We start from the raw sequence: 19,750 nt of genomic DNA, 5'->3' as shown, positions 1-19,750 counted from the left end.
TAAAATCGTGTTATTGTTGTCTATGCTGGTTACGGCGATAATCTGCCAACTCATTACTTAACCAGTCTTTTGCATTAATTAAAGTACCGTCGCTAAATCTTACCTTGTAAGGCTTGCCACTCCATGAGCTTTTACTTGCTAGGTTTTCTATAAATTTTTCGGCAGTTTTCGCATAACGGGTCGCTTTACGATATTTCATGGCAAGGTGCTCAGCAGCATCTTGGCTTGAATGCTCTGTGCCATTGCGAATAAATACGGCATCGCTGTTAGCGACAAAGTCAATGAGGTGATTTATCTCTTGCTCTGGGGTGGCTGCATAACTGAATTGGCTAATGCTCAATAACATTAATGCGATTAACCAATATCCATTCATTGTTATTTTCACTGTACTTTTTGCTCTATGGTTAGGGTTGCAATTATTGGGTTATGATCTGAACTATCCAGTTCTGGCACGACCGTTGTTTCTATTTTGACACCACGTACCCATACTTGGTCAAGTGCTAATCCAAATGCTTTTGTACGTTTATCATCTAAATAAATAGCTTCATGTAACCCTAACTTGTTAAGTGTTTGTTTCAAAAGGGCCTGTCTTCGGTCGCTCCAAGTATTAAGGTCACCAGCAAATATGATCGGTCCTTGATGCATTCGCATGATGCTCGCTGCATCTTCGAGCTGTTGTTTAAAGTCACTCACACCTATTGTGAAGTTAATGCCATGTAGATTAATACTTAGTAATAACTGTTGATTAGGCAGTGCATATTCAACAATGTTGGTCGCTTTTGGGCTACGTAACCAAGGCTCTGTGTGGGTGAGTGTGCAATGCACAGCGGCGGGCCAGCGGCTGAGTGTCATAACACCAGATTGCACACTGCCACTTTTATACCCTTTAGCAAAACGCCAGTAAGGTTTGAGCTTTGTAAGCGCAGGCTCTTTGATAGCTTCTTGTAATAACACAATATCAGCATCGGCATTTAGCTTTTGCAAATCTGTGAGTAAGCCATCTATTTGTGCTTTGTAGATGTTCCAGCTCAACAATGTGAATTGATAGGGTAAAATGTAATGTGCTGCGTAAGTTTGCACACGGCTTTGTGCTAATTGTTGTTGACAGTTTGTTAGGTTGGCTGCGGTTTTGGTAATGCCTTGTTGCTCATCAGAGCTTGGAGTATTTGCAATACTTTGCCAAGACAATAAACTTAAGAACAATAAATGTAGATACGACGTCATAATTACCTTTACTTACAGACCTTCCTGATTAGTCTTTACTCTTTCCAGTTTAGTTCAAACTGAGCCTGTGAGAAACTGTAGCTTTTTTACAATTTTATATATTTTCTTACCCTTTATAGAAACTTCATGTTGTACACTGCAGCTTCAAAATATATCTGAAGGAAAACACATGAAGCAGTTAGTGTGCGTGTTACTTACGCTATCGTTAGTAGCATGTTCATCGGTGACTATCGTGCCTAATAAGGCAGACAAATTAACACGGAATGCTGACTATCAAGACAGTAGACCTTTCTACTTGTGGGGATTGGTGGGTGAACAGCGTGTTGATGTTAAAGCGGTCTGCCAAGATAAAAAAGTAATGCAAATGCAATCCCAGCAAACATTTACAGATGGAGCTTTGGGGTTGGTTACACTGGGTATTTATGCGCCTCACACTGTGAAAGTATGGTGTGAACAATATGGGCAGGAGCAATTATGAAACATGTATGCTTAACTGTAATTCTTGCTGCTGCTTTAAGTGGTTGTACACATATTTATTTTGATAATGGCAGCCCTACCTCAGCAAATAAGGGAGCAGTTACAGAACGTTGGCATCATAACTTTGCTGCTGCGTTGTACGAAGGCTCCAAGCCTGTGGATTTATCAATATACTGTCCTAATTCCGAGTGGCAAAGTGTACATACTTACAAGTCATTCCTTAATGTTGTAGCAGGCGAGGCGGTTAATGAAATAGGTGGGCCTATTTGGTACCCAAAAACAGTGGAAGTAAGCTGTGCTCAGGTACCCTATAAAGCCGATTAATTATTCGTATCGTAAAGCATCAATTGGGTTTAAGCGTGCCGCTTTAATAGCGGGCGCTAAGCCAAACACAATACCAATCAATGAAGTAAAGCCAAATGACAGTATAACTGCCCAACTCGGTATGTAGGCATCTGGCATGCTCGGCACTGATAACGAAATCAGTGCCGCAGCACCATACCCTATCGCTAAACCAATTAAGCCACCAAACAATGAAAGCACCACAGCTTCTACTAAAAATTGCAGCATAATAAAGCCAGGAGTCGCCCCTAATGCCTTTAAGGTGCCGATCACACGAGTACGTTCTGTTACCGAAACCAGCATGATATTCATTACGCCAATACCACCAACTACGAGGCTTATACCTACGATACCTGCGGTAATTGCGGTAGCACTACCAGTAAACTTATCGATATTAGCACGGGCTTTTTCGGCGGTTTCAAATTCAAAGTCGTCATCTTCACCGTCTTTCAGTTTATGTAATTGACGTAAGATGCGGCGAATTTTACCCAGTACTTGCGCTTCGTTAGCATCGTCTTTTAAACGAAACATCATTTGTACATTGGTATCAACACTGCCGCCTTCTAATGCACTCATAGTGCTTATTGGAATATTAATGTAGTCGTCTTGATCAAAACCTAATAAGCTACCTTGCTTTTCTGCCACTCCAATAATGCGAAACCACTCGCCACCTAGTTTAATGTATTCACCTACAGGGTTTTCAGGCAAATTGAGCTTTTCGATAATTGACGGACCAATAAACGCCACTCGACGGCGTTTTTCATCATCTTCTGCGCGAATAAATCGCCCGAGTTCTGGGTAGGTACGGTAAGCTTTTTGGTAGTCTTGCTCGGTGCCCATCACGCGGGATGCATGACTTTTATTACCATACTCTGCTGCACCTGAAAATCGCCAAGTAAACATCAATGCGGTAAATGTTTCGGCCTCTTTTATACGTGCTTTAAGTGTTAAGAAGTCATCGTAGGTTAGTTTTGCTTGTTGACCTACCATTTCTTTTTCCATACTAGTGTAAGGTTTTATATTGGTGACATCGGGAGACATGTCGGCAAGCTGATCATTAATTTGCTTGGTAAAACCTTGCATTACTGCCACTACGGTCACAACCGCAGCAACGCCAATAATAATGCCCAAGCAGGTAAGAGCACTGCGCATCGCGTTGGCTTTTATTGCCATCAGTGCGGCTTTGGTGCCTTCCATAACAGCGATAGCAGATTTAAACATGTTGTTTTGCTCCTTCGCCTTTACGAGTATCACTGACGACCTTGCCATCAACCAAACGAATAACGCGTTGGCAATGATCAGCAATATCTTGTTCGTGAGTAACCAAAATAATGGTATGTCCTTCGTTATGAAGTTCATCAAACAACGCCATGATCTCGGTGGTGGTTTTACTGTCTAAGTTACCGGTAGGCTCATCACCAAGTAGAATGTGTGGTTTAGTAACTAATGCGCGAGCAATGGCAACACGTTGACGCTGTCCACCAGAGAGTTGGCTTGAAAGGTGATTTACCTTGTCGCCAAGGCCTACCCGCTGCAATGATTCAAGCGCCTGTTGTTTTCGCGCTTTAGCAGAGATAAACCGATACACTAAAGGCTGCATAACATTTTCAAGCGCAGATGCGCGAGGTAACAAGTTGAAGCTTTGAAAAATAAAGCCAACACTTTCATTACGTTGATGGGCAAGCTCGGTTTCGGTCATGCGCTTTACTAGCCTATCTTTTAAATAGTAGTCACCACTGGTTGGTGTATCTAAACAGCCAAGCAAATTCATCAATGTTGATTTACCTGAACCAGACGGGCCAATAATGGCAACATACTCATTTTGCGCAATTTCAATATTGATATCATCAAGGGCTTTGAAAACTTGTTCGCCCATTTTATATTGCTTATTGATATTACTGAGTTTTATCACCGCAGACATTAGCTAGCACCTTTTTCAGGACTGTCTTTAATTGCTACAGCGTCACCCTCTTTTAGTGAGCTAAGCGGTCTTGCTGGGCCGATAACGATACGATCGCCCTGTGAAACACCGCTGGTAAGGGCTTGTTCGATATCTGAAGAAATACCTACCGTTACAGCAGTTTTAGTTACTGTGTTATCAGTATTAAGCTTCCAGACAAAATAGCGATCACCTTCTTTTTGAATTGCTTCAATAGGCAGTTTTAAGCCATTTTCGGCAATATTTGTGGCTATTTCAGCGCGGCAACTCATACCTGCATAGAGCTGGCGGTCGGTGGAATCAAGCAGTACTTTTACTTTAAACGACAGCCCCTGCGAACCCGCTTGGTTTTTTGCTGAAGTACCAATGTTTATCACTTTGCCAGTAAAAGGTTGGTTTGGGTAAGCGGCGGCATAGATATCTGCATGTTGCTCTAGTTTTATACCAGCAATATCTGTTTCATCTACGCGTAGTTCGGCTAATATTGCGCTTGGATCAGCGACAAGCATTAGATCAGAGCCAATAATGTTGGTCGTCCCTGCAATGACAGTCTCACCTTCTTTTATATTAACCGAAGCTAGTAGGCCACTCATTGGAGCGCGAAACACACTTTTATTTAAACGATCTTCAGCAATCAGTAACGAAGCTTGAGCTTGGTTGTAAGCTTCATGTCTTGCTTCAATATCTATTTTCGCTAAATCGCGGGCATTCTGCAGATTTTCATACACTTCTTGGCCTGCAAGGCCTGCATCAAAGAGTTCTTTTTGGCGGCTAAGTTGGCGCTCGATATTTTTCAGGCGGGTTTCGCTGTGCTTAATATCGATTTCTGTTGCTCTAAGCACTGCTTTGTTACGTGCAACCTCTGACTCAAATGCTGTAGTGTCAAGGCGCATAAGAATATCGCCCTCAGTGACGCTTTCACCTTCTTCAACAAATACTTTAGCAACTCGGCCTGTCACTTCAGAACGCAGTTGCACTTGGGTGTTAAATACCAAGTTACCAGAGGCTAAAATTGAATCGGCAATATCGCCTTGTTCAACTTCTGCAATATGCATTTCTGGCGCGTTTTTATCGCCGGTGACTTGTTTTGAGATCAGTAAAGCGACAAATGCTATAACAGCAAGGCCAATTAAAATGGCTTTTTTCATGATACTTCCTTGCCTATGAAAGAGCGGCTGTCACCGCTCATAACTAGATTAAATAAATGCGATAACAGCCCAAATACCGTAAATAACAATACTTGGTAGAGCTGTAAATAGTAGCGCTTTATTGAATGTGAAATTAGTCCAACTCTTCAAACCGATAGCAGCGATGAAAATGCTCCAAATAGAAAAGATATTGAGACTTTCAAGTAGGGTGTACAATGGGTGGCCAATTTCTAAACCAGTTAAAAGTTGATTAATCGAAGAGTAATTCATTAGTGTTTGTGAAATTTGGTTAGTGCTTGCTGTAAGCACTAAGATTAAAAGGCCTAAGTAATAAATAACCAAAGGCATCATGGCCCACACGCCAAAGCCGTACCAAGCACCATAGCCGTAATTAGCCTCTGGGTCTTGCTTCGATACAAATAGATAGTAGCCTGCCATCAGGGCATTAATGACAGCTAAACCGATAATGCTACCAAAGATAGCAAACCAAACTTGCATATCAATAGTTTGCTCTATGCTTTGGCGCATCATTTTTTGTTCTGCAATGGTGGCATCAACACTGGCTGCAGCCACTTGTTGATCGATTAAATATTGTGGGTCAGCTTTATTGTAAAAAGCAAACATGCTGGCAGCGAGAATGCCGGCAAGTAAAATAAAGGCAACAAAAGACCAGCCTTTTGTTTCTCTCACCCCATTAAAGGCTTTATTCGGGCTGATAAAAATATCAATTAAAGCAGTCATTGCATTTGAAGATTTCATTATTATTCCTTGTTTTAAAACATTTGCTTTTAGGTACTAAAATATCCTGTTTAGTAACAAATTAGCAATTTGTTTTGTAACTGTATGTTAACAGGTGTGATGCTGTTAGTTGTGTTATTGTGTAAGCACTGGAATGAGTCGATATTTTTAAGTAAGTAGGTAGTTATGACGAATAACAATAGACGTTGTATTGATGAGTTAGTGTTAGGGTTTTGGCGCTTGTTAGATTGGCAAGTTACGCCACAACAGTGTTTAAGTTTTTTAGAAAATGCAATCGATATGGGTGTTTCACACACCGATCACGCTGACATTTACGGCGAATATGGCTGCGAAGCCGAATTCGGTAAAGTGCTCAAGCTGAAGCCAAGTATTCGTGATGAGATTAAAATAATTACCAAGTGTGGTATCAAGCCCGCATTTGCAAGTTTAGGGTTACAAGGTAAGGCTAACCATTATGATTCCAGTGCTGCGCATATCATTGCCTCAGCGCAACAGTCATTAAAGCATTTCAATACAGATAGGTTAGATGTGTTATTAATTCATCGTCCTGATTATTTAATGAATGCTGATGAAATGGCTGAAGCATTCAATACCCTCAAAGCGAATGGTGATGTGATTGACTTTGGTGTATCTAATTTTACGCCATCTCAACTCAGCTTATTACAATCCCGTTTAGATTTTGAATTGGTTACCAATCAGATTGAGTTTTCGCCTTACGAAATGAAAGCCCTTGATGATGGAACTTTAGACCAATGTCAATTGCTCGATATTAAACCAATGCTTTGGTCACCGTTAGCAGGTGGACGTCTGTTCTCAAGTGATGATGAAAAAGCGATACGTTTACGCGCAGTGTTAGAGCAGGTCGGCACTGAAGTTGGTGCAAGTTCTCTTGATCAAGTGGTGTATGCTTGGTTATTGATGCATCCGAGTGCGCCATCTGTAGTGCTAGGTACGGGTAACATTGAACGCGTTAAATCAGCTGTTGCAGCTAAGGCTCTTAAGATAAGCCGTGAGCAGTGGTATCGTATTTGGCAGGGCTCAACAGGCCACAGTGTTCCTTAAGCTTCTAAACTAGAAAAGGGCCTTGCGGCCCTTCGTGTTGCAGCAAGTAACACATTCTTTTTAAAGTGTAAAATCTACCGCGTAAGCGACATACACTTTCACATCTGTTCCATCAATGTCAGTATCTGAAACGCCTAATGTAAAGCCGTCTTTAGATACCGAAACACCGTAGTCGATGATATTGTCATCACCAATGAAATCACCTGAGTAATGGCCGACATGCAGCGCCAGCTCTGTGCCATTATTTCCTATTGGAAAGCTATAATCGGCATTTAAATACAGTGAATCTCCAAAGTCGGTGCCATCGCCGCTTGCTGCTGATGAAGCTAATACGGCTGCGCCAAACGTGAAGCTACCCATACTAATGCTACCGTAGATCTCTGAAAAGTCTGCATCGGTAAACGAGGCCGCATCTGGGTATGCATAATAAATGTAGCCAACATCGTAGCTAAAGGTTTCATTGATATCGCCGCCAAAACCAGCGTAGAGATCAAGCTCGTAGGTCATATCTTCTGCCCAGCTAGCATTTGATACCCAAGTACCCGCATAAAAGCCAGATTCACTTGCGTAATCAATACCACCTTGAATTGCGGCATCACCGCCTGTCTGTTCTTGACCACGCCATAAGTAGTTTGAGGTTGCTGCCGCGTTAGCTGTTACTTCTGCAAAGCTATACGTCGAGCCTAAAGTAAGTAGCGTGAGGGCGCTGGCCGCGACCACTTTTTTTAGTTTTAGCATGTTTTGTATCCTGTTGTTATGTTGATTTTGCCCATTTCAGATTGCAGTCTGGTTATTTGTCGGGGCATTATTTTTATGTGTTGTCTGGATACGATATAGCACTGGTTGTGCCAAGTTAATTTACGGTGGGAATTTTTATGCTTTATTTCTTTTAAAACAGTCTTGTAAGTATTCTTTTGGTTAAAGTTGACTTGTATTTGAATTATTCATGCGCACTTGCATGGTGCAATAAATTTCCTGGTTGCACAATGAAGACGCAACCAGGTTTTTCTTACTTGATAGAGACTTAGCCGAAAATGGCACGCATTAAACTAATGGTTTCTTCAACGCTACGGCCCTTTTCAACTTCACTGATGATTGAATCGCGCTTAGCTTTAATATGTTCAGGGATATCATCACTTGCAAGGGCTCGGTCTACCAGTATTTCAGCCGATTCTTTACCGCGGCGTACAGTCTTTTTACCCGCAGAGCTTGTGCTGCTTTTAGGTTTGTTTAGTAACTTAATATAGTTAGAGCTATCAGCAGTCGCTTTGTCTGCATAATAAAAGAAGCTAGGTAACAAGGCTTTAATTTCAACTAGAGATTGTTCAAGTTCATTAGCCGCAGTAGCCATTTTGTACCAAGGCATACTATGAATTGCTTCGACAACATCTTGCCAGTAGCGCTCAAAATCGCGGTTATTTAGCTTCGTAATGCCAAGGGCTGCACAAAGGGCATCAAGTTTACTATTTACGATTGGTGTAAACACGTCAGGTCGACGCATTGCAAGTAAGCGAGTAGCAGGCGCAAGCGTTGGCTTTTCATCGCTGCCATTAAATGCCATGAAGTAAGCAACCATAAAATGCTGATAATGTTCTTGAGTTACTTCACCCTCAAGTGGAATGTGTACAAGAGCCTCATCGAACGCACCAGGTAAATCACTCAACATTTGGTGGAAACCTTTGGCGTTTTTAGTAGAAGCAAACCATTCAACGTCAAAGTTATAGCTGCTTGGATCGAGCGAGGCACTGTGCTTACCTGAAAACGCTAAACGGTCTTCTGGGATCATCTCTTTTAGTGATTGTGATTTAATCGCTGCAATGTAATTAGCTAAGCGTAGTTGCTCATCAAGGGCTACAAGCTCTTTATGCTGTTCGATGAAACTTGCGATAACTGGCCATGGCGCAACTCTTAACGTTTTTAACTGCAAAAAGCTGATTGCAGAAATTAATAAGTCATGAAGTTTTTTAAGTGTCGGTAATTGCTTATCTTCTAATAGATCGTAATTAATGCGATCGCGGCTTGCACTTAATAGCTCATAGCACCACCCTAAAAAGTCTTCAGGGTGGTTTTCTACTTTAACTGCCATTAGATTTAAGCTGATATCAGAGGCTTGCTTGAGGATATTTTGATAAATTTGACTTTCTTGCTCGCCAAGCGCCATTTTTGACGGTGAAATAAGCAGTTTCTTCATGCTTAATCGATACTCCAGTTTTGACCAAATTAGGTTGTTTAATTTTAGTACACAGGGTGCAAAAACAACAGGGTCGTGCATCATACCGAAGTAATGAAATGATGCAATCTTACTGATAATTTATAAGTAAGATTGCGACTGACGAGGTTAATTAATCATTGTCATCGAGTGTAAATAATTGCTCAACACTGAGTTCAAAGTGAGCAGCAATTTTTAACGCGATAATCACCGAGGGAATAAAGCGGCCTGTTTCAACTGTGCTAATGGTTTTACGTGATACTGCAATGGCATCAGCAAGTTCTTGCTGCGACAGCCTCTTTTCTTTACGGAATTTAGCGATATTATTTTGCACTTTGTACACCTAGTCTCTACTTTGCCAAAGAATTGATACGCCATATATTAAACTCATCAAGGCAAGATAAAATGTGGCCATCATGCTATGCGATACATTTAAAGCAAGTTCGTTAGACAATAAAAAAATAGCCCCCATGCTAAAAAGTAATCCAAGCACAACATGTTTATAAGCGATGGTATCAATCGTATTTAAAAATTCATCCTTATACGTAAGGCGATAGCCAAGTTTCCATGTAAATCCACCTCTAATTACAAACATAAAGAAAGATCCTAAAAATGCGCTACCGCCAATAAACAGTAACGGTGCTGATGTTTGCTTGAGCATTGGGTAAACACTAATAATTAATAACGTGACTCCCATGAATATTGAAAACCATGCGTTATGATTCATAAACTTTTCTTCCGTTTTGATATCTTGCTTAGACATAATCGTTTCCTTTTATTTTAAACTCAAATGTAACCTACAGGTATCAATATAACCCTAGGGTATCATTCGGTCAAGATCTTTTTGTAACCTCTAGGTATCAAAATGTTTCAGCGTTGATTCATATTCTTGTACCTAAGCTTGTTCAAAAACCTTTTTATGGATTGGGCAATGCATTTGCGCCTAACTCCCGCTATGATATGAACATTGTTTGCCCATGTTTAAGGATGATTATGAAAACCCTACTGAAAATTGTTGGTGTCATTTTCGTATTACTGATTGCATTAGTAGTCGCCGCACCATTCCTCATACCTACCGATGCCATATTTAACAAAGTATCGGAGCAAGTAGAACAAACCACAGGTCGTAGTCTGACTATTAATGGCGATAAAAAGCTGTCGGTATTTCCATCATTAAAGCTCGAATTGAATGATGTACATTTTGCGAATATGCAAACTGGCTCGCAAAAAGATATGGCAAGCATGCAGCAACTTGCAATTCGTATTCCTTGGATGTCGTTATTTGGCGGTGATTTCAAACTAGATAAGTTTGTTATTAATGAACCAACAATATTATTAGAAACCGATAAAAATGGTAAAGCAAACTGGCAATTATTTGATGCGGTTGCTGAGCAACCACAGACAGAGCAGCAAAAAAGTTCTGGCGCCGTTAACTTACCAGATAACTTTGATATCGAGCTTGGTGAAGTAGCCATTTATGGGGGGACTTTCACCTACCTTGATGGCAAAACAGGGGCAAAACAACAAATAAGCGATTTAGAATTAGCAATCTTATTGCCTTCTCTTCGTAAGACTCTTGAGTTAAAAGGCGGTATTACCTATATGGGTGAACGCTTTGACTTAGATGTCACCTTAGATACACCGGTAAAAGCGATTGAAGGCGAAACTTTTAATGTCAGCACTGAGGTTGATTCACGTTTAGTGGATGTGAACTTCAAAGGCGCGATTGCCCAAATGGGTAAAGATGTGCAAGGTCAGTTATCAGTAAGTGGTGACTCAGTTAAAGAGATAGCAAGCTGGCAAGGTGTTGAGCTTAATGCAAAAGAAAATGCCTTTAATGCGTTCAATGTTAAAGGTTCAATGCACTTAAAAGGTGATAAATTTAAGCTCACTGAGTTACTTGCCACCTTAGATGAGCTACAAATTAAAGGTAAAAGCGACATTAACTTAGGGAGTCGCTTAGCTGTGAATGCCGATATTGATTTAGGCATGCTTGATTTGAACCCTTACCTTCCAGAGGGTGTAGCTAAAGAAGAGCAAGCAGAACCAGCCACAGATACGCCTGCACAGCCAATTGTTTGGGATGATACACCAATTGATATGAGTGGCTTAAATGCACTTGATGCAAATATTGTTGTTCGTTCAAGTGGTCTAAAAGCAAATGATATTACACTCGGTGAAAACCAGTTAACGGTGAACCTTAAAAATGCACTAGCAAAAATTAGCTTAGATAAATTTGTTGCTTATGAAGGCAGTGGTAAAGGTGTGATCACAGTCAATGCTAAGCAAACACCCTATAAAATTAGCACTAACTTTGCTTTAGATAAAATTGATGCACAGCCATTACTGACTGATGCAGCAGGTTTCAATAAGCTTATGGGTAAAGGCTATTTAAACTGGGATCTAGCGACCACAGGACAAAGTCAAAAAGACTTTGTTAATGCATTAGATGGTCAGTTAGCATTTGAGTTTGCAGATGGTGCAATTAAAGGTGCGAATGTGGCAGAGATGGTGCGAAAAGGTAAAGAGCTCATTAAAGGGAACTTAAATGCTGTGTCTGAAGGGTTAGATACTGGTTTCGATAACTCTCAGCAAACAGACTTCTCAGCACTTACAGGTCGCTTCAATTTTACAGATGGGGTAGGGACTAACAATGACTTATCATTACTTAGCCCATTAATTCGCATTACAGGATCAGGTAAAGTTAACTTACCAATGACCAATGTCGATTATCGTTTAGTAACAGGCATTGTTGATTCAATTGAAGGCCAAGGCACGACTGATGACAGTACGGGCTTCAAGATCCCTCTGCGTATAAAAGGTCCTTTCCATGATGTTGGTTTCAAGCTTGACGTTAGTGACGCAGCGAAGGAAGAAGTAAAGGAAAAGGCAAAAGATAAAATTAAAGATAAATTAAAAGGCCTATTCGGAAATTAATAAAACTTTAATACGTAAATCAAAATAGGGCGCATTAGCGCCCTGTTTGTTTTATAATCAATAACAAGTGGTGATATTCCATATAGACCCCTCGACTTAGCAACACGTAATTATAAAATTAATTAAAAAATAACCTACCACTTCACTGTCATTGCTGATACAATTGCCCGCCCTTAAGAGACAACTCGCGTGTTTTTTGAGTGGAATTTAACCGAAATGTCTTGATTTTAAACAAAATTAAGGCGTGTTGTAATATCTACACCGGAGGTCATTAACATGATCCAAATGCAAACTCAGCTGGACGTTGCTGATAACAGCGGCGCTCGCAAAGTGCAGTGTATTAAAGTCCTTGGCGGTTCGCACCGTCGCTATGCAGCGGTTGGCGATATCATCAAAGTTTCTGTAAAAGAAGCAATTCCTCGCGGTAAAGTGAAGAAAGGTGATGTTAAAAACGCAGTAGTTGTGCGTACTAAAAAAGGCGTTCGTCGTCCGGACGGTTCTTTGATCCGTTTCGATAGCAATGCGGCTGTTATCTTAAATGATAACTTACAGCCAATTGGTACTCGTATCTTCGGCCCTGTGACTCGTGAGCTTCGTAATGACAAGTTCATGAAAATCGTTTCACTAGCCCCAGAAGTACTATAAGGAGTCTATCATGGCAGCAAAAATCCGTCGTGATGACGAAGTAATCGTACTAGCCGGTAAAGACAAAGGTAAGCGCGGTAAAGTGCTTTCAGTTGTTACTGAGTCTGGTCGAGTATTTGTCGAAGGCATCAACTTAATCAAGAAGCACCAAAAGCCGGTTCCTCAGCTGAACCAAGCTGGCGGTATTGTTGAGAAAGAAGCGTCTATCGACGTATCAAACGTTGCGATCTACAACTCGGAAACGGGTAAAGCAGATCGTGTAGGTTTCAAGATTGAAGATGGTAAGAAATTACGTATCTTTAAATCTACTGGTAAAACTATCTAATAGTTGGAGTAGAATGATGGCGAAACTGCATGAAGTATATAAAGACAAAGTAGTTGCTGAGCTTCAAGAGAAGTTTGGTTTCAGCTCTGTCATGCAAGTCCCTCAGATCGAAAAGATCACATTAAACATGGGTGTGGGCGAAGCTCTAGCTGACAAGAAGATCCTAGATAACGCTGTTGCGGATCTAGAAGCAATCTCTGGTCAGAAACCTCTAATCACTAAAGCACGCAAATCAGTTGCTGGCTTCAAAGTGCGTGAAGGTTACCCAATTGGTTGTAAAGTAACCCTACGTGGCGAGCGTATGTGGGACTTTTTTGAGCGTTTAGTTTCAATCGCTATCCCACGTATCCGTGACTTCCGTGGTGTAAGTGCTAAGTCTTTTGATGGACGTGGTAACTACAGCATGGGCGTACGTGAGCAAATCATCTTCCCAGAAATCGATTATGATAAAGTAGACCGTGTACGCGGTATGGATATCACAATCACTACTTCTGCGAAATCTGATGAGGAAGGCCGTGCGTTGTTAGAAGCGTTTAACTTCCCATTCAAGAAATAAGGGTAGGGTTATGGCAAAGAATTCTATGAAAGCGCGCGAAGCAAAGCGCACTAAATTAGTTGCTCAGTATGCTGAAAAGCGTGCGGCACTAAAAGCTATCATCAGTGATGTAAATACATCTGACGATGATCGTTGGGACGCGGTATTAAAGCTACAGTCTTTACCGCGTGATTCTAGCTCTTCACGTCAACGTAATCGTTGTAACGTTACGGGCCGCCCACATGGTTACCTTCGTAAATTCGGCATGAGCCGTATCAAAGTTCGCGAAGCAGCTATGCGCGGTGAAATTCCTGGCCTTAAAAAGGCTAGCTGGTAATAGAATCACGGGAGTAAGACTATGAGCTTGCAAGATCCTATTGCGGATTTGTTTACACGTATCCGTAACGGTCAGTCAGCGAAGAAAGTATCAGTATCGATGCCAACTTCAAAACTGAAAGTAGCAGTAGCTAAAGTACTAAAAGATGAAGGTTATATCGCAGATTACGCTGTAAACAGCGAAGCGAAGCCTGAGCTTTCTATCGAGTTAAAATACTTCGAAGGCAAAGCTGTTATTGAAAATATCCAGCGTGTTAGCCGCCCTGGTTTACGTATCTATAAGAAACGTGACGAATTACCTAAGGTAATGGGTGGTCTTGGTATCGCTATCGTATCAACTTCTAAAGGCCTAATGACAGACCGCGCAGCACGCAGTGCAGGCGTTGGTGGTGAGATCATTGGCTTTGTAGCTTAATCGGAGGGGAACTATGTCTCGCATAGCAAAGGCACCAATCAATGTTCCTGCCGGTGTAGAAGTTACATTAAAAGGCCAGGACATCACAGTTAAAGGCAAAAACGGTGAATTAACTCGTACAATCAACGACGCTGTTGAAGTACAAGTTAACGATAACGTTATTACAACTTTACCTCGTGAAGGCGTAGCAAATGCATGGGCACAAGCAGGTACTGCTCGCGCTCTAATCAACAACATGGTTGTTGGTACGCATGAAGGTTACGAGAAGAAGCTTCAGTTAGTAGGTGTTGGTTACCGTGCAGCAGCTAAGGGCAAAGTATTAGACTTAACTCTTGGTTTCTCACACCCGGTAAACTTCGAAGTACCAGAAGGTATTACGGTTGAAACACCAAGCCAAACAGAAGTTCTAGTTAAGGGCGTAGACAAGCAGTTAGTTGGTCAAACAGCTGCTAACATCCGTGCATACCGTAAACCTGAGCCTTATAAAGGTAAAGGTGTTCGTTACGCGGACGAGAATGTACGCCGTAAAGAGGCTAAGAAGAAGTAAGGTAAGACGATGGATAAAAAAACAGCTCGTCTACGTCGTGCTAAACGCACTCGTAGAAATTATATTGAACAAGGCACAACGCGTCTTGTTATCCACCGCACGCCACGTCACATTTACGCTCAAGTTGTAAACGCTGAGGGTACTGTACTGGCTGCTGCTTCTACTGTTGAAAAAGCAATTAGCGAAACAGTTAAAGGCACAGGTAACGTTGCAGCTGCGCAAGCAGTTGGTAAAGCGGTTGCTGAACGTGCAGCTGACAAAGGCATCGAGAAGATTGCTTTTGATCGCAGTGGCTTTAAATATCACGGCCGTGTGAAGGCGCTTGCTGATGCAGCGCGTGAAGCCGGTCTGCAATTCTAGGAGTAGACAATGGCTAACGTAGAAGCAAAGCAACAACAGCCTGATTTGGCTGAAAAGCTAATCGCGGTAAACCGTGTGTCTAAAGTGGTTAAAGGTGGTCGTATCTTTAGCTTCACTGCACTAACAGTAGTTGGTGACGGCGCAGGTAAAGTAGGTTTCGGTTATGGTAAAGCACGTGAAGTTCCAGCTGCTATTCAAAAAGCAATGGAAAAAGCACGTCGTAACATGATCAGTGTAGACCTAAACGGTAACACGCTACAGCACCCAATCAAGGGTCGCCACGCGGGTTCTAAAGTATACATGCAGCCTGCTTCTGAAGGTACAGGTATCATCGCCGGTGGTGCGATGCGTGCAGTACTAGAAGTAACTGGTGTACAGAACGTATTGTCAAAAGCATACGGTTCAACTAACCCGATCAACATCGTTCGTGCAACGATTGCAGCTCTAGAGAACATGAACTCTCCAGAGTCAATCGCTGCTAAACGTGGTCTTAGCGTTGACGAAATCACGGGGTAAACCATGGCTAATAAAACTGTAAAAGTAACACAAGTAAAGAGCTCTATCGGTCGTTTACCGAAGCATAAAGCTACATTACGCGGTCTTGGTTTACGTCGTATCAATCACACTGTTGAGTTAGAAGACACAGCATGTGTGCGTGGTATGATTAACCAAGTTTCTTACATGGTAAAGGTTGAGGGTTAATTCGATGCGTTTGAATACACTTTCACCTGCTGCAGGTGCAAAAACTGAAAAGAAACGTCTAGGTCGTGGTATCGGTTCTGGTCTTGGTAAGACTGGTGGTCGTGGTCATAAAGGCCAAAAATCACGTTCTGGCGGTAAAGTTCGCGTTGGTTTCGAAGGCGGTCAAATGCCTATGCAACGTCGTCTACCAAAATTTGGTTTCACTTCACGTAAATCACTAGTATCTACTGAAGTTAACCTTTTTGAAATCGCTAAAGTTGAAGGCGATGTAGTAGACGTAAACGCGTTACAAGCAGCTGGTCTAGTTAAAAAGAACATCCAGTTCGTTAAAGTAGTTAAATCTGGCGAAGTTTCACGCGCAGTAACCGTTAAAGGTCTTAAAGTGACTAAAGGTGCTCGCGAAGCTATCGAAGCTGCCGGAGGCAAGGTAGAAGACTAAGGAAGTACTAATGGCTAAACCAGGTCAAGATATGAAAAGTGCACAAAGTGGGCTTTCGGAATTGAAGCGTCGATTACTATTTGTATTAGGTGCTATCATTATTTACCGTCTAGGTTCATTCGTGCCGATCCCTGGGATTGACGCCGCTGTACTTGCCGATTTCTTCGAGCAACAAAAGGGCACCATTGTTGAAATGTTTAACATGTTCAGCGGTGGTGCGCTTGAGCGCGCTTCAGTGTTAGCACTGGGTATTATGCCGTATATCTCGGCTTCGATTATTACGCAACTATTAACGCATATGTATCCGCCGTTTATAGAGCTTAAGAAAGAAGGTGAGCAAGGGCGTAAGAAAATTAGCCAGTACACACGCTACGGCACGCTTGTGCTTGCTACTATCCAATCAATCGGTATTGCTACCAGCTTACCGGGTATGATGGACGGGTTAGTTGTTAACCCTGGTATTGGTTTCTACTTCACTGCTGTAGTGAGTTTAGTAACTGGTACTATGTTCCTGATGTGGTTGGGCGAACAAATTACAGAGCGCGGTATCGGTAACGGTATCTCTGTTCTTATTTTTGTTGGTATCGTAGCTAACCTGCCGTCTGCTATTGGTTCGACAGCCGAAATGGCGCGCCAAGGTGATCTGAATGTACTTGTACTGTTATTGATTGCTGTAATCGTATTCGCTGTTACTTACCTCGTGGTATTCTTTGAACGTGGTCAACGTCGTATCGTCGTTAACTATGCAAAGCGTCAACAAGGTCGTCAGGTATTTGCTGCTCAAAGCACGCACTTACCATTAAAAGTAAATATGGCGGGTGTTATTCCACCAATCTTTGCTAGCAGTATAATTCTGTTCCCTGGTACAATTGCAAGCTGGTTCGGCCAGGGTGAAGGTCCGGTCGCTGATGTGCTACAAGCAATCGCTACAACGTTGACTCCGGGTCAACCTTTATATGCGATGGTTTTAGCTGCGGCTATTATCTTCTTCTGCTTTTTCTACACCGCGTTGGTATTTAACCCGCGTGAAACAGCAGATAACCTGAAAAAATCTGGCGCATTTATCCCAGGTATTCGTCCAGGTGAGCAGACATCTAAATACATTGATAAAGTGATGACACGCCTGACATTGGCAGGTGCTTTGTATATAACCTTTATCTGTCTGGTGCCCGAATTCATGACTATGGCATGGCAAACGCCATTCTATTTCGGCGGTACATCAATTTTGATTATCGTTGTTGTAATCATGGACTTTATGGCACAAGTACAGACGCATCTGATGTCACATCAGTATGATTCTGTGCTGAAAAAAGCAAACCTTAAAGGCTACGGTCGATAAGGTCAGTTTACGGAGTTGAGCAATGAAAGTACGTGCTTCCGTTAAGAAAATATGCCGTAACTGTAAAGTTATTAAACGTGCTGGTGTAGTACGCGTAATTTGCAGTGAGCCTAAGCATAAGCAAAGGCAAGGCTAAGTAAACAGTCGTGCAGGCTGAGTTATTCACTCGGCCTGTGTTTTTAATGTGATTTGGTCTTCGTTTGAGTATCCTTGCGGGCTTTTCAAACAGATGATAACCAAATTCAAATATAGGAGATGTGTTAGTGGCCCGTATCGCTGGCATTAACGTCCCTGATCATAAACATGCAGTTATCGGTTTAACTGCTATTTATGGCATAGGTAAGACTCGCTCTAAGGAAATCTTAGCAGCGACTGGTATCGCCGAGACCACAAAAATCGGTGAACTTTCAGACGAAACACTTGACGTATTGCGTGAAGCAGTTGGCAAGTACACTGTAGAAGGTGACCTTCGTCGTGAAGTTACATTAAATATCAAGCGCCTTATGGACCTTGGTTGTTTCCGTGGCCTACGTCACCGTCGTTCGTTACCACTACGTGGTCAACGTACTAAGACTAACGCGCGTACTCGTAAGGGTCCTCGCAAGCCTATCAAGAAATAAGGTGGGGTAGATTATGGCTAAAGCACCAATTCGTCGTAAGAAGGTTAAAAAGCAAGTTGCTGATGGTATGGCTCACGTTCATGCTTCTTTCAACAACACTATTGTAACAATTACCGACCGTCAAGGTAATGCACTATCTTGGGCAACAGCAGGTGGTTCAGGTTTCCGTGGTTCACGTAAATCTACTCCATTCGCGGCTCAGGTTGCTGCAGAGCGTGCAGGTACTGCTGCTCAAGAATACGGTTTAAAAAATCTAGAAGTTTTCATCAAAGGTCCAGGTCCAGGTCGTGAATCTGCTGTACGTGCTTTGAATGCTGCTGGTTACCGTATCACCAACATCACTGACGTGACGCCAATCCCTCATAATGGTTGTCGTCCACCGAAGAAACGTCGCGTTTAACAATAGGTTAGGAGAAATAACATGGCAAGATATTTGGGCCCTAAGCTCAAGCTGAGTCGTCGTGAAGGTACTGACCTGTTCCTTAAGAGCGGCGTAAGAGCTATCGACTCTAAGTGTAAACTTGAGACTGCACCTGGTCAGCACGGCGCTCGTAAAGGTCGCTTATCTGATTACGGTTTACAGCTACGTGAAAAGCAAAAAGTACGTCGTATCTACGGTGTATTAGAAAAGCAATTCCGTAACTACTACAAAGAAGCTGCTCGCCTTAAAGGTAATACAGGTGAAAACTTGTTACAGCTTTTAGAGCAACGTTTAGACAATGTTGTATATCGCATGGGTTTTGCTAGCACGCGCGCTGAAGCACGTCAGTTAGTAAGCCACAAAGCGATTTTAGTTAATGGTCGTGTAGTGAACATCCCTTCATACGTAATTACTCCAGAAGATACTGTTGTAATTCGTGAGAAGTCAAAAACACAAGCACGTATCATCGCTGCTCTAGAGTTGGCTGAGCAACGTGAAAAGCCGACTTGGGTTGAAGTTGACGGTAAGAAAATGGAAGGTAGCTTCAAGCGCCTACCTGAGCGTTCAGATCTGTCTGCGGACATTAACGAACAACTAATCGTCGAACTTTACTCTAAGTAAAGTTAAGAGTTAAGAGAGGATAAAATGCAGGGTTCTGTTACCGAATTCCTAAAACCAAGGTTAGTCGATATCGACGCTATCAACCCAACGCGTTCTAAAGTAGTTTTAGAACCATTAGAGCGTGGCTTTGGTCACACTTTGGGTAATGCCTTACGCCGTATACTGTTATCATCTATGCCTGGATGTGCAGTAACTGAAGTAGAAATCGACGGTGTATTGCATGAGTACAGCGCGAAAGAGGGCGTACAAGAAGACATCATTGAAATTCTGTTAAACCTTAAAGGTCTAGCAGTAACTTTAGAAGGCAAAGATGAAGTTTTTCTGACCCTGACTAAATCTGGTGTAGGC

Annotated in this window: 30 protein-coding genes (1 of these 30 only partly in view); 20 read left to right on the top strand and 10 right to left on the bottom strand. The window is 42.1% G+C overall.

Annotated elements, in window-relative coordinates; translation table 11 throughout:
- Positions 1-10 precede the first annotated feature (10 nt).
- Together L0Z67_RS15645 and L0Z67_RS15640 are read right to left on the bottom strand one after the other, a co-directional pair.
- A complete protein-coding gene (locus L0Z67_RS15645) occupies positions 11-373 on the bottom strand; it encodes a DUF5329 domain-containing protein (RefSeq protein ID WP_062568291.1) in 363 nt (120 codons plus the stop codon).
- Between the two features lie 8 nt (positions 374-381).
- Complete coding sequence (locus L0Z67_RS15640; protein WP_405128221.1) at positions 382-1,224, bottom strand: endonuclease/exonuclease/phosphatase family protein; 843 nt, start codon at positions 1,222-1,224, stop codon at positions 382-384.
- Between the two features lie 169 nt (positions 1,225-1,393).
- Between L0Z67_RS15640 and L0Z67_RS15635 the strand changes: the two genes are divergently transcribed.
- Positions 1,394-1,702, top strand: coding sequence for a Bor family protein (locus L0Z67_RS15635; protein WP_130149119.1), 309 nt, complete (start codon positions 1,394-1,396; stop codon positions 1,700-1,702).
- Entirely contained in the window at positions 1,699-2,025 is a 327-nt protein-coding gene (locus L0Z67_RS15630; RefSeq protein ID WP_062568288.1) for a Bor/Iss family lipoprotein, read from the top strand. The genes L0Z67_RS15635 and L0Z67_RS15630 overlap by 4 nt, the downstream gene beginning before the upstream one ends.
- Here the strand turns inward: L0Z67_RS15630 and L0Z67_RS15625 are convergent, their stop codons facing one another.
- The 4 genes from L0Z67_RS15625 to L0Z67_RS15610 are packed head-to-tail and all read right to left on the bottom strand — an operon-like array spanning position 2,026 to position 5,889.
- On the bottom strand, positions 2,026-3,264 hold the full coding sequence (locus L0Z67_RS15625) for an ABC transporter permease (protein WP_062568287.1): 1,239 nt from the start codon (positions 3,262-3,264) through the stop codon (positions 2,026-2,028). It abuts the gene before it with no gap.
- Complete coding sequence (locus tag L0Z67_RS15620; protein ID WP_062568286.1) at positions 3,257-3,964, bottom strand: ABC transporter ATP-binding protein; 708 nt, start codon at positions 3,962-3,964, stop codon at positions 3,257-3,259. Before L0Z67_RS15620 ends, L0Z67_RS15625 begins: the two co-directional genes overlap by 8 nt.
- The gene (locus tag L0Z67_RS15615; protein WP_405128220.1) at positions 3,964-5,130 is read right to left on the bottom strand and encodes an efflux RND transporter periplasmic adaptor subunit; all 1,167 of its coding nucleotides are present in this window, start codon (positions 5,128-5,130) and stop codon (positions 3,964-3,966) included. Before L0Z67_RS15615 ends, L0Z67_RS15620 begins: the two co-directional genes overlap by 1 nt.
- Before the next feature lie 48 nt (positions 5,131-5,178).
- Complete coding sequence (locus L0Z67_RS15610) at positions 5,179-5,889, bottom strand: YIP1 family protein (protein ID WP_062568284.1); 711 nt, start codon at positions 5,887-5,889, stop codon at positions 5,179-5,181.
- A 165-nt stretch (positions 5,890-6,054) separates the two neighbouring features.
- Here L0Z67_RS15610 and L0Z67_RS15605 point away from each other — a divergent pair, with 165 nt between their 5' ends.
- Entirely contained in the window at positions 6,055-6,951 is an 897-nt protein-coding gene (locus L0Z67_RS15605) for an aldo/keto reductase (protein WP_062568283.1), read from the top strand.
- Between the two features lie 60 nt (positions 6,952-7,011).
- Here L0Z67_RS15605 and L0Z67_RS15600 read toward each other — a convergent pair whose 3' ends face one another.
- The 4 genes from L0Z67_RS15600 to L0Z67_RS15585 form a co-directional block, all read right to left on the bottom strand.
- A complete protein-coding gene (locus L0Z67_RS15600) occupies positions 7,012-7,689 on the bottom strand; it encodes a TorF family putative porin (RefSeq protein WP_193987930.1) in 678 nt (225 codons plus the stop codon).
- A 286-nt stretch (positions 7,690-7,975) separates the two neighbouring features.
- Positions 7,976-9,142: a hypothetical protein gene (locus L0Z67_RS15595; RefSeq protein ID WP_062568384.1), complete on the bottom strand. Its 1,167-nt coding sequence runs from the start codon at positions 9,140-9,142 to the stop codon at positions 7,976-7,978.
- A gap of 151 nt (positions 9,143-9,293) precedes the next feature.
- A complete protein-coding gene (locus L0Z67_RS15590; protein WP_193987929.1) occupies positions 9,294-9,494 on the bottom strand; it encodes a helix-turn-helix transcriptional regulator in 201 nt (66 codons plus the stop codon).
- A gap of 9 nt (positions 9,495-9,503) precedes the next feature.
- A complete protein-coding gene (locus tag L0Z67_RS15585) occupies positions 9,504-9,923 on the bottom strand; it encodes a hypothetical protein (protein ID WP_405128219.1) in 420 nt (139 codons plus the stop codon).
- Positions 9,924-10,153: 230 nt separating this feature from the next.
- On the opposite strand from L0Z67_RS15585, the gene L0Z67_RS15580 reads away from it, so the two are divergent.
- The 17 genes from L0Z67_RS15580 to L0Z67_RS15500 form a co-directional block, all read left to right on the top strand.
- The gene (locus tag L0Z67_RS15580) at positions 10,154-12,097 is read left to right on the top strand and encodes an AsmA family protein (protein ID WP_405128218.1); all 1,944 of its coding nucleotides are present in this window, start codon (positions 10,154-10,156) and stop codon (positions 12,095-12,097) included.
- A gap of 276 nt (positions 12,098-12,373) precedes the next feature.
- Positions 12,374-12,742, top strand: coding sequence for a 50S ribosomal protein L14 (gene rplN / locus L0Z67_RS15575; RefSeq protein ID WP_058031680.1), 369 nt, complete (start codon positions 12,374-12,376; stop codon positions 12,740-12,742).
- 10 nt (positions 12,743-12,752) lie between these two features.
- The gene (gene rplX / locus L0Z67_RS15570; RefSeq protein WP_036974032.1) at positions 12,753-13,067 is read left to right on the top strand and encodes a 50S ribosomal protein L24; all 315 of its coding nucleotides are present in this window, start codon (positions 12,753-12,755) and stop codon (positions 13,065-13,067) included.
- A 16-nt stretch (positions 13,068-13,083) separates the two neighbouring features.
- A complete protein-coding gene (rplE, locus tag L0Z67_RS15565; RefSeq protein ID WP_010392500.1) occupies positions 13,084-13,623 on the top strand; it encodes a 50S ribosomal protein L5 in 540 nt (179 codons plus the stop codon).
- A 10-nt stretch (positions 13,624-13,633) separates the two neighbouring features.
- Positions 13,634-13,939 carry a 30S ribosomal protein S14 gene (gene rpsN / locus L0Z67_RS15560; RefSeq protein WP_062568280.1) on the top strand — a complete coding sequence of 102 codons (306 nt, stop codon included), beginning with the start codon at positions 13,634-13,636 and terminating at the stop codon, positions 13,937-13,939.
- Between the two features lie 21 nt (positions 13,940-13,960).
- Positions 13,961-14,353 carry a 30S ribosomal protein S8 gene (rpsH, locus tag L0Z67_RS15555; protein WP_062568279.1) on the top strand — a complete coding sequence of 131 codons (393 nt, stop codon included), beginning with the start codon at positions 13,961-13,963 and terminating at the stop codon, positions 14,351-14,353.
- 13 nt (positions 14,354-14,366) lie between these two features.
- Positions 14,367-14,900, top strand: a complete 534-nt coding sequence (rplF, locus tag L0Z67_RS15550) for a 50S ribosomal protein L6 (protein WP_062568278.1) — start codon at positions 14,367-14,369, stop codon at positions 14,898-14,900.
- A 9-nt stretch (positions 14,901-14,909) separates the two neighbouring features.
- Entirely contained in the window at positions 14,910-15,260 is a 351-nt protein-coding gene (rplR, locus tag L0Z67_RS15545) for a 50S ribosomal protein L18 (RefSeq protein ID WP_062568277.1), read from the top strand.
- A 9-nt stretch (positions 15,261-15,269) separates the two neighbouring features.
- Positions 15,270-15,776, top strand: a complete 507-nt coding sequence (gene rpsE / locus L0Z67_RS15540; RefSeq protein ID WP_036974018.1) for a 30S ribosomal protein S5 — start codon at positions 15,270-15,272, stop codon at positions 15,774-15,776.
- 3 nt (positions 15,777-15,779) lie between these two features.
- Positions 15,780-15,962, top strand: a complete 183-nt coding sequence (rpmD, locus tag L0Z67_RS15535; protein ID WP_016710201.1) for a 50S ribosomal protein L30 — start codon at positions 15,780-15,782, stop codon at positions 15,960-15,962.
- Positions 15,963-15,966: 4 nt separating this feature from the next.
- Positions 15,967-16,401: a 50S ribosomal protein L15 gene (gene rplO / locus L0Z67_RS15530; RefSeq protein WP_036974015.1), complete on the top strand. Its 435-nt coding sequence runs from the start codon at positions 15,967-15,969 to the stop codon at positions 16,399-16,401.
- Positions 16,402-16,411: 10 nt separating this feature from the next.
- The gene (gene secY, locus L0Z67_RS15525) at positions 16,412-17,740 is read left to right on the top strand and encodes a preprotein translocase subunit SecY (protein ID WP_036974013.1); all 1,329 of its coding nucleotides are present in this window, start codon (positions 16,412-16,414) and stop codon (positions 17,738-17,740) included.
- A 22-nt stretch (positions 17,741-17,762) separates the two neighbouring features.
- A complete protein-coding gene (gene rpmJ, locus L0Z67_RS15520) occupies positions 17,763-17,876 on the top strand; it encodes a 50S ribosomal protein L36 (RefSeq protein ID WP_002959476.1) in 114 nt (37 codons plus the stop codon).
- Positions 17,877-18,003: 127 nt separating this feature from the next.
- Positions 18,004-18,360: a 30S ribosomal protein S13 gene (gene rpsM, locus L0Z67_RS15515; RefSeq protein ID WP_054562818.1), complete on the top strand. Its 357-nt coding sequence runs from the start codon at positions 18,004-18,006 to the stop codon at positions 18,358-18,360.
- A gap of 13 nt (positions 18,361-18,373) precedes the next feature.
- Positions 18,374-18,760, top strand: coding sequence for a 30S ribosomal protein S11 (gene rpsK, locus L0Z67_RS15510; RefSeq protein WP_036974009.1), 387 nt, complete (start codon positions 18,374-18,376; stop codon positions 18,758-18,760).
- Positions 18,761-18,781: 21 nt separating this feature from the next.
- Positions 18,782-19,402 (top strand): 30S ribosomal protein S4, encoded by a 621-nt coding sequence (rpsD, locus tag L0Z67_RS15505; protein ID WP_036974007.1) that lies wholly within the window; start codon positions 18,782-18,784, stop codon positions 19,400-19,402.
- Between the two features lie 24 nt (positions 19,403-19,426).
- Positions 19,427-19,750: the beginning of a DNA-directed RNA polymerase subunit alpha gene (locus L0Z67_RS15500; protein ID WP_004589198.1), read on the top strand. Its footprint extends 663 nt past the window's final position; only the first 324 of its 987 coding nucleotides appear in the window; its start codon is at positions 19,427-19,429; its stop codon lies off the right edge, out of view.

This window comes from Pseudoalteromonas sp. PB2-1 (assembly GCF_045040605.1).
GTDB classification, from domain to species: Bacteria; Pseudomonadota; Gammaproteobacteria; order Enterobacterales; family Alteromonadaceae; genus Pseudoalteromonas; species Pseudoalteromonas arabiensis.
This window is presented reverse-complemented; position numbering and strand designations above follow the sequence as displayed.